The sequence below is a fragment of the Aeromonas sp. JL9 genome (assembly GCF_024436075.1).
GTDB classification, from domain to species: Bacteria; Pseudomonadota; Gammaproteobacteria; order Enterobacterales; family Aeromonadaceae; genus Aeromonas; species Aeromonas veronii.
Window position 1 is genome coordinate 1 of sequence record NZ_JANFNV010000051.1, and the last position, 14003, is coordinate 14003.

Below are 14003 nucleotides of genomic sequence, written 5' to 3' on the forward strand. Positions count from 1 at the left end.
TGTCATTGAACACCTCAGGTCATGGTGGCGACTGTACCACCTAAAATGGTGTCCGGGATGATTAGACCACTACAGACCGCCATGGCTAAAGGGGAGGAGGTACTGTCACTCGCTGAACGGGGACTAGCCAAGGCAGAGATAGCACGTCGAACGGGGATCAGCCTATCCAGTGTGCAAAGAATACTCAGGCAGTTAGAGGGAAGATCAATGTAATCAACAAGATAAAGTCGTCATTAATGCGTGAAAGCGCTATCAATCACACAAATCTTAGCTGCGATTTATTAGCATGCCTCCTTTGGAATCAAATTGTGCTCGGTGTGCTGATAATAAAAAAGACAAGGAGAGAAATAGATGTCAGTTCGTTCACTGGTGAGTATGGGTGTATGCATAGCTCTGACTGCTTGTGGAGGTGGTGGTGGAGATAGCGGTGGCACCCCGACCACTCCTAAACCCAAGGCTGCGATCTCGGGGAAGGCGATCGATGGGTATGTCCAAGGGGCCTCTGTCTATCTGGACCTGAACTTCAATCGGCAATGGGATGAGGGGGAACCTAAGAGCACCACATCTGGGGCTGGTGATTATCGTCTGGAGCTGACAGAGGCTCAGCAAGCGTGTGCTCAATACGTGCCCTTGGTTGTCGATGTGCCTGTGGGGGCCGTGGACCAGGATCTGGGGCCTGTTGAGAAGGCTTATCAGATGGTACTACCGCCAAAGTTCAAGCCGATCACGCAAGATGATTTCTATCATGTGACGCCGCTGACCACTGTGCTGTGGAGTTCAGTCGAAAAGGAGTTGGCTGCTGGTGGGGCTCTGACTTGCCAGAGTGTGATGGAAAATCAGCAAAAGCGTGAGCAGCTGATGCAGTCGCTGAAACAGGCTGTGGATCGGGTGGTGTATCACTACAACATCCCCGAGAATAAACTGTTTGATGACTTTATCGCTACCGGTGATGACGAGACGGCGATCAAGGCCCAAGACATCGTACGCGGGCTACAGAAGTCATTCAGCGCCAGTGAAGAGCTAAAGCGTGCCCATCCTGATGCGTTCTATGCCTACATGGATTACCACCAGGGGGATTATAGAGACCACGATAATGCCTATCCGCAGGCTTGGTATCGTGATCAGGGAATCTATTGGACCAACAAGAGCCGGACTGAACTGGTCAAGGTCAGCGATGACTTCAGCCAAGACATCAGAACCATCATCTATGGCGAGAAGACCAGCGTAACGGGCAATGGTTATCGCTATAGCAACAGCTACGAGTTTGAGTCTCGTGGTGGTGACGACGCGCCCTATACTTGCGATATCAAGGAGACCGTTTCCACTACGGCAGATGGGAAGGAGTATGAGCTGGTGAACTTGGCCGGAGGTGAGGCAGGCATCTTTGCCGACTGCATCCCTGAGAGTTTGGCTGGAGCGATTACTGGCCGCTATGCGACGGTCGGTTACAAGGATGCCGAAGCTGACTATGGCAGCCAGTTTGTCTATTTCCTCGGTGGCTCTAACAGCTTCCCCTTCCTGAACGATTGGGTAGGGATGGCGGATGATCATGCAACCCGCAACATGAGCGAACTGGTCGCTGCCTTTGAGAAACTACCGTACCGCTATGATGACAAGACGCCGGAGCCGGATGCTGGTGCTTGGTTCAAGAAACAGACCGTGACTGACAGCAACAAGGTCACCACCACTATCAGTTATGACAACCAAGGGCGTTACCGCAAGTTCACCGTCTTTGCTGATGGGACGCACAAAGAAGAGTGCGGCACTGATGGTGTTGTATGGGGGACGTGCAACCAGTAACACTTCAAGGAGCCCATATCGGGCTCCTTTTTATTCGAACAACCGCCTCGCGGTAGTTTCTTCTATCGATAAAATGAGGAGTTGCAGTATGAGATTTTTTACGTCGTCTATTTTTTTGTTACTTTCTGTCACATCATCCGTTGCTCTGGCTGAAGGCAAGAATGGGGAGGCTCTTCGTACGTTTTCGTGTGAGACGGCAAAACACCGGATTTTTATTGATTCAACCGACAACAATTCTTACCGCTACCGCTCTTGGAATAAGCCCAAGGCTATAAGTGAAAAACCAGATGTCGAGTTAATAGATCAGAGGGCATGGCGGCCTCAGGGCACTGGGGTTTGTAGTTACACTGCGTGGGATTTCTCACGAGGGAATGTAAATTACCTTGTGTTCGAGCCAGGTGGGTGTGGTGAAGCTCCTGCTTCGGGCGAACCAGAAGACCATGGAGAATTGGTAGTAATGATTGATGATGTCGAAAAGCTACGCCTTAGATGTCAATGATTGGGAGCCATCCATATAGCAGCTAGTCCCAGGTTGTGGGTGGGAGCACATCGTGTAGGAACAGGTCGTGCCCCCTCCTATTAAAGCGGTCATCGTCTTCTTTCGCTATAACTCCAAATCTTGCTTCTGCTCGACGAATCGCCCGATATTATTGTCTCGTTTCGTCCAGTTACCGTTGGTTGGATTTTAAACCTGAGTCCGATCACGAGCTGAACCCAGCCGGTAGCACTCACTTGTATTGGTACCATGGTCTGCCCTCTCACTGCACCCCAACAACAAAACCTGTACAACACACTTCGACTAGTTTTTGCATCAACATCTTCTGATGCCATCGCCATGGGGCTGGCTGATTCCCCACGGAATATGGCTTGAAGCGTTGAGGGCGGGCGGGTAGGATTGCCCTGTTTGTTACCCATTTAAGCATGTCCACTTGATGTGGATGACCGTACTTCCGGCGGACTCTCGCTTGTTGAGGTTTCAGAACACTGTGATGGCAATCAGTTCCATCCCCAAGTGCCTGATTTATTTGGGCTCGCATTGATAACCCGTCGACCTGGTCAGGACCGGAAGGTAGCAGCCAAGGCGGGGGACTCGAGTGCCGGGATGTGGCTGGTAGGGCCACCACTTGTTTCTGCAATTCAATAAGTTACAGCTAATAGCCCCCTTCAGACCTCTTGGTAATCCACTTTGTGTGGATGAATCAGGAGTCTTCATAGGGAATCTCTGGCTCAGTCCCCACGGCATCTGATATTACCGGAAAATCACCACGCTCCCCTGTGGTCGCCGCAAAGAGATCAAAAAATCCCTGCATACCCGAGACAAGCCGACGGCCCGTGCAGCTGTTGCGAAGCTGCTTGCCTGCGTGGGTTCCAGACCCAAGCCCATTCAGTTGCCTGCAGAGATCAATGTTGTCCCACATGAGCAATCAGTAGCCCGGAATCCGCGGTTTTATTGCTTGGTGACACGCATGGCTGCGTTGTATTTAAGCCGACCATGGGAAATATGTCTGTTTATCTCGCTCAGTAGCGTCTCTTTATTGATGGGCTTGGTGATATACCCGTTCATGCCATGGGAGAGATAGTATTGCTTGGATTCCGGCATCGCATCAGCCGTCAGGGCGATGATGGGGATATCTGCCCAAGGCATCTGGGAGGTGCGGATCCGGGTGGTGGCCACCAGGCCATCCATCACTGGCATCTGGACATCCATCAACACCAGATCAAATTCGGTGTGACCCAGTTTCTCCAGCGCCTCTTCTCCCTGAACGGCCAGTGTGACCTGATGGCCCACGGAGTCGAGCATGGCGCCGATCACCTTGCGGTTGGTGGCATTGTCATCAACCAGCAAGATGCGATAGCTCTCCTGATCCTGCGGCTTGGACGGCAGGCAAACAATCGAGGGGGTCGTGGCTCTGGCGGGCCAGATGTAGGTAAAAGTACTGCCATGCCCCTCGCTGCTCTCTACCGATATATCGCCGCCCATCAGGCGTGCGAGGTTACGGGATATTTCAAGTCCCAGGCCCGATCCGCCATATTGTCGGGTGATCGAGACATCCGCCTGGGCGAAACGTTGAAACAGGTTCTTTAGCTGACTTTTGCTCATGCCGATCCCGGTGTCCTGGATCGAGATGCGTATCGAGTGGCGATCCTGCTCCAACAGGGTGCTATCAACATGGATCTTTACTTCCCCCTGATGGGTGAACTTGATGGCATTGCTCACCAGGTTGAAGAGGATCTGGCGCACTCTCAGCGGGTCGATCATCAACCACTCCGGCGTATCGGGGGCAACAGTCAGGGTCAGTTTGATCCCTTTCGCATCGCAGTTGCTCTGCATCAGGGCCCGGATATCCTCCAGCAGCTGGGGCAAGTGATGGGGGGCCAGTTGCAGCTCGATCTTGCCCTCTTCCAGTTTGGATACATCCAGAATGTCGTTAAGCAGACCGAGCAGATGATTTGCCGATTCCCGCGCCGTCTCCAGATAGTCTCGCTCCCTCGGATCCATATCCCGGTCTGCCAGCAGTGAGAGCATGCCGAGAATGCCATTCATGGGGGTGCGAATTTCATGGCTCATGTTGGCCAAAAAGCTGCTTTTGGCTCTTGTGCCGGCCTCTGCCGCCTGATTTGCCCGCAGCAGTTTGTCATTGAGCTGTTGCATCAGTTTGTGTTGCAGAAACGAGATATTCATTTGCCGCCAGATCAGCAGGGCGAGCACAAAGAGCAGCGCAAATTGCAGGGTCGCGATGAGTGTCGTCGTGATGATCTGCTCCCTCACGCTGTCGCGGCGTGCCACATCAAACAGGGTCGCCTGCTGGTTCACCTCCAGAGTCAGCTGATGGAGCAGGGGAAGCAGGGAGGCGAGCTGTTGGCGCAGCTCCTGATGCGCAAGATTGTCGAGCGGCTTAGTGGCTTCCGGGCCGAGCCAGATATCCGCCAGAGAGATGTAGGATCGAATGGCTTTGCTTGCCTGCTGGTAGATCTCTGTTTGCTGAAGCAGGCTGCGATCCTTGCTCTCCAGCACCAGATCCATGCGGCTGACCAGAATATCGTATCTGAGCTGGAAGGTCGGTTGCGACTCATGGAGCAGCGAGCTTTGAAAACGCAGCGCTTCGTTATAGAGCTGGAAATAGTTCCACATCACGTTGTCTTCGCCCTGGCTGGTACTGCGCTGCAGATCCTGAAATTGCCGGTACTGGATGGTACCAATACCGGCAAAGGCAAGGAGCAGCACACAAAGCACCACAAACAAGAAACGTTGACTGGCCGCCATGGAACGCATGATGGGATCTACTCCACTTTTATCGCGCTGATCTGCCAGATAGCCCGACCGTAATAGAGCTTGTTTTGCAGTTCGGGATATTGATCGAACGGATAGACAAGGAACAGCGGCCCTTTGTCACGCACCGACAGTGGCTTGCCATTGATCGTGCGGGCGAGGATGACCCGATACTGCTTGGCATCGCTTGTCGGCACCTGTACCGAGTAGTCATTGAGCGCGGTAATGGTGAGCTGTTTGCCGGTTGCCCCTACCTTGGCCAATACATCTTGCAGCAGCGGGCCGCGAAAAGTCTTGGCTTCGTCATACCAGGGGGTATGGGTTTTGATTTCGTGTACCGGCAGTTGATCCAGCATGGCGCTGTCCCACAGGGCCAGAGCCTGATGAGTGGGGCTGCTGATGGCGCCTTCAACCTTCAACACGGCGCTGTCAGGGGAGGGGGCTGCGTATGCGGTGCCGCAAAGGGCTGCCAACAGTGGTGCGATGTAAAGGCCTGCTTTCATGATCTCTCCTTCCTGGAAAATGGCGGCATGGGGGCCGAGCCAACGGTGGCTTGTGAGCTGTGTCCAAAGGCAAGCAATAATCGGGCCCAGTCTAATGGGCTTGAATTATCAGCCATTTAGCCTGTTATCTGGCGATCTCGGCCAAGGTGAATTGCAGTTTGCAACGTGCGGGGGAAGTTAATTGCAATTTGGCAATCAAAACGAGGAGTGGGTGTCGGTGAATAAGGCGCAAAGAGTATCATTTGGAGAACAAGTGCCGTGGCACTGCCCGGCATAACATTTGCAACGTGCTGAATGCCGTGACAGCAAATAGTCTGAGAATCGACAAGGAGCTAGCGATGGAAAGCATGACTTACACCCTTAATGATATCCAGGTAGTGGTACTGGAAAACGAGTTTGACGCGATGGCCGTCAGTGAGCTCCGCCCGTTGTTTGAAACCCTCTCGACCCACCCGGGAGATATCCTGGCCGATATCAGCGATGTTCATTTTATCGACTCGTCGGGGATCGGAGCCTTGGTATTTCTCTATAAAAGATTGATTATGAACGGGCATCAGATGGCCCTTGTCTGCGGACCCGGTCAACCTCATGACCTGCTGGAGATGCTGCATATCGACCGGGTGATCCCCTGCCATGAGAGCATCAAGGCCTATATGCGTTCCCGTGGCATGATGGCCGCTGCATCATGAAACGCTTTGGTATCCTGCTCTCATTCATTCTGCTGTCGGGTTGCGCGCAGTGGCCGCCGGAGGGATATGGCGGCATGGCCGAGGCAAGACCCACCCGTATTCCGGTCAATGAGGATGAACGGCGGGTCTGGTCTCGTTATGATGAGCGTCAGAAGGAACTCGACTTGCAGCTGACGGAATTAAAGCAAGCGAGTCTGCAGGGGTGTATGCCTGCCGAGTTGAAACGACTACAATCTCAACGTATTGATATCGAACGGGATATGCACGGACGGCTCTGGTCGGATGTAGCCTGGCGTCAGACCGTGTTGGCACAATCACTACAACAAGTACGTTTGCGGCTGCAACAGACAACAGCGGATGGCTGTCGTGCTGATTGGTCAGGGCTCCCCTTACGCCAATGGGGGCAGACGTAACAGACGAAAAGGATGTCTATGAAACGGGGCGCTCTCGAAGGATTGATCTGTGTTCTCTTGCTGTTGTTCACCTGCCCGTTACTGGCCTCCACCTTGTTGGCTCCCGGTGATCGGTTGGCCATAGTGCAACCCGGTGAGCCTGCTTTTGATCAGCCTTTCCAGATCAACAAGCAGGGGGAGATTGCACTGCCTGAAGTTGGCAACGTCGTGGTGGGGGGAAAGACCCTGCAACAGGCGGATGAACTGATCCGCACCGCCCTCAAACCTGTTTACAACAACCTCTCTCAATTGACCGTCACCTTGCTGGAGAAGCGGCTGCTGATCAGCGTGATGGGCTATGTCAAAAAACCCGGCAGTTATGATCTGGCGCCCGATGGCAACGTGCAGATGGCCCTCGATGCCGCTGGCGGTCTGGTGCCCGGTGCCCAGCTCAACAATATGCAGGTGCGGCGCGGCAGCACGGTATCTAGCTTCGACTACAAGCGTTATCTCGATACCGGCGATGCCAGCGTGTTGCCGCCATTGCAATCCCTCGATGTAGTGTTCGTACCCGCCTCTCCGCTGATCGGCAACGTGCAAATAGATTTTGATGCGGCAACCCTGGCGGCAGGCGGGGATGGGGATACCGGCAAGGCGATCAAGGTGTTTGGCGAGGTCAACAGCCCCGGCGCCTTCAGTTTCAAGAGCGGCAACTCCATCGTGGATCTGTTGATGCGGGCCGGTGGGGTAACCCGCTTTGCCGGGGTGGAGCGGATCCGGGTGATCAATGGTGATGCCCCCGAGCTGTTCGATCTCAAAGCCTATCTCGACTCCGGCAACAACAAGCTGCTACCCAATCTGGCGCCGGGCGCTACCATCTTCGTGCCCAAGGATGAAGAGCAGATAAAACGGGGAGCGCGCACCATCTACATCATGGGCGAGGTGTTCAAACCCGGCGCCTATGAGGGGCGGGAAGGGGACTCCTTCCTCGATATTCTGGCCAATGCAGGTGGCCCGACCCGCTATGCCGAGAGTCGCCAGATCCGTTTGCTGCGCACCGATGGCACGATCGAACCCATCGACTTGCAGGCCTATACCGAGGGGATGCAAAAGGCGTTGCCCCAAGTCAAACCCGGTGATGCCATCTTTGTGCCGGAAAAAACCGATATCAACGAGAAGTCCTGGTTGAAGGTGGCGCCCGGGCGGGCTGTGATGGTGATGGGGGCGGTGCGGATCCCGGGCCGCTATGAATGGTCTGACGAGATGTCGTTGCTGGATCTGATCGCCCACGCCGGTGGCCCCAACGAGCGGGCCGATATCGCCAAGGTGCAGATCCTGACTGCCGAAGGGGGGCAGGCCACGCCGACCCTGTTTGATCTCGACAAGTTCCTCCATCAGGGGGGGGCGCTCGCCAGCCTGCCAAAGATCCGGGCCGGATTCACCATCATGATCCCCGAGCTGCCCACCGATCCCAGTGACAACAAGTCCCAGTGGGTGCGCCAGTCACCGGATAGCTCCATCTATATCTTCGGTCAGGTCGGGGCCCCCGGTCGCTATGCCTTCAATGAGCAGATGGGCTTTATCGACATCCTGTCGGCCGCCGATGGTCCGACTGCGGCGGCGGATCTGCGCAATGTGCGCATCGCCCATCGCAGTGGCAGCACGGCGCGGGTCAGCAAGCTCGACCTTGCTCTCTACTTTGAAACCGGCGATGAAACCTTGCTGCCCAAGGTGCTGCCCGGCGACTCCATCTACCTGCCGGAGAAGAATCGCCCTTGGCTCGACGAGCCCAAGGAGAACACCATTCGGGTGTTGGGGGCGATTGCCCGTCCCGGTCGCTACCGCTTTGACTCCTCCATGACCCTGCTGGATCTGCTGGCCGAGGCGGGGGGCCCGACCAGCAGCGCCTATATCAAGAAGATTGTGGTGATCAACATGGCTACCAGTGGTCAGGGGGATCAGGCCCGCAGCTTCGATCTCGACGGCTTTGCCAAAGAGCCCGACTTTAGCCAGTTACCGGTGTTGCGTGCCGGGGACACCGTCTTTATCCCTGACAGCAAGAGCAGCAACTGGGCCATTTTCATGGATGGCATGCGCGACATTTTGACCACGATCTCGGTGGTGGCCCTGGTCGGGACGCTTTGATATGAGCATCCCCATTCAATATCTGGAGCTCGAATCCCTCTACGCGGCGACGGTCGCCCGGGGGATCCGCTCGCTGGCGGTCACCTCGTCGGAAGGGGGAGAGGGGGTGAGCTCCATCTGCGATGCGCTGGCAAGGCGCTCGGAGGCGGATGGGCTGCGCACCCTGCTGGTGGATCTCAATCTCTATCACCCCGGCCGCGCCACGGCGGTTGCCTGGGGGCCCAATGATGTGCCCGAGCCGGTAGCCACTGGCCGCTCCTTATCCTTGCTCCCGGCGCCGGGCAAGGATCTGATGGCTTTTCGCAACAAGGATACCTTGCGTCAGCTGCTGGTTCGCTGGCTGGAGCATTACGATGTGGTGATCTTCGATACCTCGCCGCTCACCGCTCTCAATCGGGGCAATATTCCGGCCGATCAGGTGTGTGGGGCCTGTGAAGGGGCGCTGCTGGTGGTACTGGCGGGGGTGACCCCGACGACCGTGGTACAAAGTGCGGTGGATAAACTGACCCGTGCCGAGGCCAATCTGATTGGCGCAGTCTATAACGACAAACTCAACCCGGGGCTGGCCAGCGAGATCCTGCGCGAGCTCAACCGGCTGCCCAGCAACCGGGTGACCGAATGGCTCAAGCGCTGGTGTCGGCGCAGTGCCTTGCTGAATTTCCGGATCTGATCGCCCGCTAATGGAGGCCCGATATGGATGACTGGTTGCGATCTGCTCCGGCAACCCTGCAGGCGGTGCGCGAACTGCGCAACCGGCTGGCGCAGGGGCTCTCCCTGTTTCAGGTCTCCCCAAAGGATCAAGCCAACTGGCTGCTCTGTTTCAGTGAGTTGGCCACCAATAGCGTCAAGCACACCGTTCCTCCCGCGACCCAGCTCTGGCTCACCCTGACAGCAGATGAAACGGGCTTGAGTCTGGTGCTGGAGGATGATGGCGGCCCACAACCCGGTCTTGCCAGTGCACCGTTACCCGATGAGCTGCAGGAGGGGGGATACGGGCTGGCGCTGGTGCACCAGCTGTTTGCCGAGGTGCACTTCTCTCGCGACGGTGATCGCAATCGCGTGACCCTTCGCCAGCAGGGCCCGGTCAACCAACTGCCGGTGCTCGCGGTGATCGACGATGACAAGGTGATGCGTGCCTTGCTCACCGCCTACCTTCATGAGCACTACCGGGTTGAAAGTTATGCCGATTCCCATGCCGCCCTGCTGGTGCTCGGAAAGCAGCCCCCCGCGCTGGTGCTCTCCGATATCGAGATGGAGGGGATCGATGGCTTTGGGCTGCGCCAGCAGTTGATGAAGGATCACAAGATGAAGGGGGTGCCCTTTATCTTCCTGACCGGTCATCAGGATCAGTGGACCCAGAGTCGGGCGGGGGCGCTGGGGATCGATGACTTTCTGGTCAAGCCCATCACCAAGCAGGACCTGTTGCTGGCGGTTTCGCGGGTGCTGCAACGCTCGGAGCAGCTCAAGTCACAATGGGGCGAGCAGCTGGATCAGCGCATGACCTCGGCGCTGCGCCCGTTATTGCCCGCCACCTCCATAGGGGGATACCAGCTGGCGTTGCAAACCCGCGCGGCCACCGTGGGGGGCGGGGACTTTCTGCTGGTCAAGGATCGGGTGCTGTGGCTCGGAGATGTGATGGGCCACGATGCGGAAGCCAAGTTTTTTGCCCATGCCTATGCCGGTTATCTGCGTGGCTTGCTGACGGCGCACGATCTGGAGCGTGCCCCCGCCCGTTTGCTGACCATCTTGTCCAATGCGGTTCACAGTGATCCGTTATTGGGGGCTACCCTGCTCACCACCCTCTGCATTGAACTCGGCAACGAGGGACGGGTGCAGTGGGCCAGTGCGGGCCACCCTGCGCCCTGGCTGGTCGGGCCCGGCACCATCCGTCAGGTCGGCGTGACCGGCCCCTTGCCCGGTTTGCGCCCGGATCCCCACTTCGTGACCAATGAGCGTCAGCTCAAGCCCGGCGAGATCCTGCTGTTCTGGACCGACGGCCTGCTCGATAGCCGTGATGCCGCAGAGCGCCAGCGCTGGGAGTCGCAGCTAAAAGAGCTCTGCCTGACTTCGGGGCCCGGTCTTGAGCAACTGGCTCATCGCATTGCCCGCTGGTTTGATGAGCGCATCAATGATGCCGCCCTCGATGACATGACCCTCTTGCTGGTCGCCTGTCCCGGCGCCTGATCCTGCCCCTCTTTGCCTGACTGGCCCGCTCTATGCAGCGCCTCATTTCAGGTGGCATGGAGCCACGGGAGGAGGTGCCTATGTTACCCATGCAGCAGATCTGGCTGGCCATCGATGCGCGTCAGGTCGGTGGAATAGAAGTTCACATTATCCACTTGGCCAACGATCTGCTGGCCAGGGGATTTCGCCCCACCATAATGCTGGTGAGCAACCACGGCATGACCCCCTTTACGACCCTCCTCAAACAACAGGGCTTGCCCTACGAGGTGTGCCAAAACAGCCGCGACTTTATGCGCCGTCTGGCCCGCCAGCCTGCCTCTGTGCTGATCCATACCCACGGCTACAAGGCCGGGGTGCTGGGGCGGCTGACGGCCTGGTTCACCGGTAAATCGGTGGTTTCGACTTTTCACAGTGGAGATGACGGGGAGGGTTTGCTGAAGTTTTACAGCTGGCTGGATCGCACCACAGCGCGTTTTGCGAAGTGTATTGCAGTAAGCGAGCCCATCGCTCGCAAATTGCCAGTGCCAAGCACGGTGATCAGCAACTTTGTCCCCATGCCTGCGACGCCGGCTACGGTAACTGGCAACCGGATTGCCTTTGTCGGCCGCCTCTCGCCGGAAAAGGGGCCGGAGGCGTTCTGCCAGCTGGCCGCCTTCTGCCCGGACGGGGCGTTTCATCTCTACGGGGATGGCCCCATGAAAAGCGGCTTGTTGCAGCAGTATGGTGATCGCGTCCAGCTTCATGGTTTCCAGAACATGGCCAATGAGTGGCACAACATCGACCTGCTCTGCATCACTTCCCGCTTTGAAGGGTTGCCACTGGTGGCCCTTGAGGCGATGGCCCACGGCATACCGGTTTGCACCTTTGCGGTGGGGGGCCTGGTCAATCTGATCGACCATAAATCCAATGGCTGGCTGGTGGAGCCCGGCCATGTGAGGGATATGGCGGAGCTGGTCAACTACTGGCTGCGCAGCGATGGGGTGGTGCGCAGCAAAATGAGTCAGGCGGCCCGCAACACCATAGCCCGCGGGTACAGCGTCAACAACAGAGTGACCGATATTCTGGCCGTCTACGGCGCCTGAATCCCCAAGGGGAAACCCGCCAAAAACGAGTGGCCGCTGGCCATAATGCCGATCAGTTAAGGATCCATTGACCGATCCTTCTGATGTGTGAAAATCCGAAACCTGTTGATTGGTTTCGGATTTTTTATGCGCATCGCTCACGCTCTCGACTTCCTCCACGCCAGCAATGCCGCTCAGTTTGAGTCACTCTCAGACCTCATTGCTCCCGAGCTCATCACAACGCTGCTCGCCGAAGAGGATGTCGTGACCCTGCGTCGCCGTCGTATGCCCATGGAGCGTCTGGTCTGGGCCATCATCGGCATGGCTATCTTCCGCCACGTCCCCATGACCCAGCTGGTCAATCAGCTTGATATCCTCTTGCCCGGCGACCGCCCCTTTGTCGCCCCCAGCGCCTTTTTGCAAGCTCGCCAAAAGCTTGGCCACAAGAGCATTGAGCGGCTGTTTCACGACACCGCCGCAGGCTGGCACCAGCAGGCCAATCACCCCGGTTGGGCCGGGCTGCAACTGCTCGCCGTCGATGGCGTGATGTGGCGCACACCCGATACCCCGGACAATGTCGCTGCCTTTGCCAAACCTGGCACCCAGCATGGGGAGACCGCTTATCCGCAGGTGCGCATGCTCTGTCAGATGGAGCTGACCAGCCACCTACTCACGCAAGCCGTCATGGAGAGCTGCGCCGTCAACGAGATGGTACTGGCCGAGCAACTCATCGCGCGCACACCGGACCACTCGCTCACACTGTTCGACAAGGGGTTCTACTCCCTCGGCCTGCTTCACGCATGGCAGGCTGCGGGCGTTGAGCGGCACTGGTTGCTGCCGCTCAAAAAGGGCACCCAATACGAGGTGGAGCGCAAACTGGGACGCCAGGATGCACTGGTCTTGCTGAAAACCAGCCCACAGGCGAGGAAGAAGTGGCCGCACCTGCCGGACACAGTGGAAGCCCGCTTGCTGACCCGACACATCAATGGCAAGGAGCGCCAAGTATTGACCTCAATGGTCGACCCGATGCGCTTCCCGGGTGCCGACATCGTTGAGCTCTACAGCCACCGCTGGGAAATCGAGTTGGGCTATCGGGAGATGAAGCACAGCCTGCAACAACACCGGCTGACCCTGCGCAGCAAGAAAGCGGCGGGGATACGGCAAGAGCTGTGGGGCGTGCTGCTGGCGTATAACCTGCTGCGCAGCCAGATGGTGAAGATGGCGGGGCAGTTTGTATTACCGGAGCGAAGGGAGCGGAGTTACCCCCGCAGTGTGAAGGCAAGACCACAAAAGTATGCAGTGCAAAAAACCAATAAAAACAATGCCAGTGTAGTGGTCTAATCATCCCGGACACCATTTTAGGTGGTAGAGTCGCCACCGTGACCTGAGGTGTTCAATGGCAGGATTACGTCGCTCATTTACTGCCGCATTCAAACTCGAAGCCGCATCCCTGGTGCTCGACCAGGGATATTCTGTCCCCGAAGCAAGTCGTTCACTGGATGTCGGTGAAACAGTGCTCCGTCGCTGGGTTCAGCAACTGCAATCCGAACGCAGTGGCACAACCCCAACTAGTAAAGCGCTGACACCAGAACAGCAGAAAATCCAGGAGCTGGAAGCCCGCATCAACCGGCTCGAACGTGAAAAGGACATTCTAAAAAAGGCTACGGCTCTCTTGATGACGGACGAGTTCACACGTACGCGCTGATAGACCGATTAAGGGAGCAAGCCCCCATCACCTTGGTCTGCTGCGCTTTCGATGTGCCCACTTCCTGTTTTTACGATTATCTGGCCCGCAGGCGGACGATTAACCGTGAGCGCATGCAACAGCGCTGTGAGTTGCGCCGTTTGTTCAAAGAAAGCCGGAACTCGGCAGGCAGCCGTGCCTTGATGTCGATGATGCGGGAGTTGGGGTATCAGATTGGTCGATTCAAAGTACGTAACCTGATGAAGGAAGCCGG

Annotated in this window: 12 protein-coding genes, 1 other RNA gene and 1 pseudogene; 12 read left to right on the forward strand and 2 right to left on the reverse strand. The window is 56.9% G+C overall.

The window, feature by feature from the left end; genetic code table 11:
- Positions 1-57 precede the first annotated feature (57 nt).
- From NOM06_RS20320 to ffs, 4 genes are all read left to right on the forward strand, one after another.
- The gene (locus NOM06_RS20320; protein WP_255912970.1) at positions 58-213 is read left to right on the forward strand and encodes a helix-turn-helix domain-containing protein; all 156 of its coding nucleotides are present in this window, start codon (positions 58-60) and stop codon (positions 211-213) included.
- Positions 214-351: 138 nt separating this feature from the next.
- The gene (locus tag NOM06_RS20325) at positions 352-1800 is read left to right on the forward strand and encodes a hypothetical protein (protein ID WP_255912971.1); all 1449 of its coding nucleotides are present in this window, start codon (positions 352-354) and stop codon (positions 1798-1800) included.
- A gap of 88 nt (positions 1801-1888) precedes the next feature.
- A complete protein-coding gene (locus NOM06_RS20330; protein ID WP_255912972.1) occupies positions 1889-2299 on the forward strand; it encodes a hypothetical protein in 411 nt (136 codons plus the stop codon).
- A gap of 524 nt (positions 2300-2823) precedes the next feature.
- An RNA gene (ffs, locus tag NOM06_RS20335) (signal recognition particle sRNA small type) lies at positions 2824-2917 on the forward strand.
- 330 nt (positions 2918-3247) lie between these two features.
- On the opposite strand, the gene NOM06_RS20340 is transcribed toward ffs, so the two are convergent.
- Both NOM06_RS20340 and NOM06_RS20345 read right to left on the reverse strand, forming a co-directional pair.
- Positions 3248-5074 carry an ATP-binding protein gene (locus NOM06_RS20340; protein ID WP_255912973.1) on the reverse strand — a complete coding sequence of 609 codons (1827 nt, stop codon included), beginning with the start codon at positions 5072-5074 and terminating at the stop codon, positions 3248-3250.
- 8 nt (positions 5075-5082) lie between these two features.
- The gene (locus tag NOM06_RS20345; RefSeq protein WP_255912974.1) at positions 5083-5574 is read right to left on the reverse strand and encodes a molybdopterin-dependent oxidoreductase; all 492 of its coding nucleotides are present in this window, start codon (positions 5572-5574) and stop codon (positions 5083-5085) included.
- Positions 5575-5912: 338 nt separating this feature from the next.
- On the opposite strand from NOM06_RS20345, the gene NOM06_RS20350 reads away from it, so the two are divergent.
- The 8 genes and pseudogenes from NOM06_RS20350 to NOM06_RS20385 form a co-directional block, all read left to right on the forward strand.
- Entirely contained in the window at positions 5913-6263 is a 351-nt protein-coding gene (locus NOM06_RS20350) for an STAS domain-containing protein (RefSeq protein ID WP_005333409.1), read from the forward strand.
- Positions 6260-6676: a hypothetical protein gene (locus NOM06_RS20355; protein ID WP_255912975.1), complete on the forward strand. Its 417-nt coding sequence runs from the start codon at positions 6260-6262 to the stop codon at positions 6674-6676. Before NOM06_RS20350 ends, NOM06_RS20355 begins: the two co-directional genes overlap by 4 nt.
- A gap of 18 nt (positions 6677-6694) precedes the next feature.
- Positions 6695-8800, forward strand: a complete 2106-nt coding sequence (locus NOM06_RS20360; protein ID WP_005360128.1) for an SLBB domain-containing protein — start codon at positions 6695-6697, stop codon at positions 8798-8800.
- 1 nt (position 8801) lies between these two features.
- A complete protein-coding gene (locus NOM06_RS20365; RefSeq protein WP_005360129.1) occupies positions 8802-9470 on the forward strand; it encodes a tyrosine-protein kinase family protein in 669 nt (222 codons plus the stop codon).
- Between the two features lie 23 nt (positions 9471-9493).
- Positions 9494-10984 carry a SpoIIE family protein phosphatase gene (locus NOM06_RS20370; protein ID WP_255912976.1) on the forward strand — a complete coding sequence of 497 codons (1491 nt, stop codon included), beginning with the start codon at positions 9494-9496 and terminating at the stop codon, positions 10982-10984.
- 80 nt (positions 10985-11064) lie between these two features.
- Positions 11065-12066, forward strand: coding sequence for a glycosyltransferase family 4 protein (locus NOM06_RS20375; protein ID WP_255912977.1), 1002 nt, complete (start codon positions 11065-11067; stop codon positions 12064-12066).
- Positions 12067-12192: 126 nt separating this feature from the next.
- Positions 12193-13386 (forward strand): IS4 family transposase, encoded by a 1194-nt coding sequence (locus NOM06_RS20380; protein ID WP_255912979.1) that lies wholly within the window; start codon positions 12193-12195, stop codon positions 13384-13386.
- Positions 13387-13441: 55 nt separating this feature from the next.
- Positions 13442-14003 (forward strand): annotated as a pseudogene (locus NOM06_RS20385) (transposase); the annotation flags it as partial.

Coding starts and splice junctions, on each gene's coding strand:
- NOM06_RS20320 (WP_255912970.1), top strand. CDS start 58: ATGATTAGACCACTACAGACCGCCATGGCTAAAGGGGAGGAGGTACTG.
- NOM06_RS20325 (WP_255912971.1), top strand. CDS start 352: ATGTCAGTTCGTTCACTGGTGAGTATGGGTGTATGCATAGCTCTGACT.
- NOM06_RS20330 (WP_255912972.1), top strand. CDS start 1,889: ATGAGATTTTTTACGTCGTCTATTTTTTTGTTACTTTCTGTCACATCA.
- NOM06_RS20340 (WP_255912973.1), bottom strand. CDS start 5,074: ATGCGTTCCATGGCGGCCAGTCAACGTTTCTTGTTTGTGGTGCTTTGT.
- NOM06_RS20345 (WP_255912974.1), bottom strand. CDS start 5,574: ATGAAAGCAGGCCTTTACATCGCACCACTGTTGGCAGCCCTTTGCGGC.
- NOM06_RS20350 (WP_005333409.1), top strand. CDS start 5,913: ATGGAAAGCATGACTTACACCCTTAATGATATCCAGGTAGTGGTACTG.
- NOM06_RS20355 (WP_255912975.1), top strand. CDS start 6,260: ATGAAACGCTTTGGTATCCTGCTCTCATTCATTCTGCTGTCGGGTTGC.
- NOM06_RS20360 (WP_005360128.1), top strand. CDS start 6,695: ATGAAACGGGGCGCTCTCGAAGGATTGATCTGTGTTCTCTTGCTGTTG.
- NOM06_RS20365 (WP_005360129.1), top strand. CDS start 8,802: ATGAGCATCCCCATTCAATATCTGGAGCTCGAATCCCTCTACGCGGCG.
- NOM06_RS20370 (WP_255912976.1), top strand. CDS start 9,494: ATGGATGACTGGTTGCGATCTGCTCCGGCAACCCTGCAGGCGGTGCGC.
- NOM06_RS20375 (WP_255912977.1), top strand. CDS start 11,065: ATGTTACCCATGCAGCAGATCTGGCTGGCCATCGATGCGCGTCAGGTC.
- NOM06_RS20380 (WP_255912979.1), top strand. CDS start 12,193: ATGCGCATCGCTCACGCTCTCGACTTCCTCCACGCCAGCAATGCCGCT.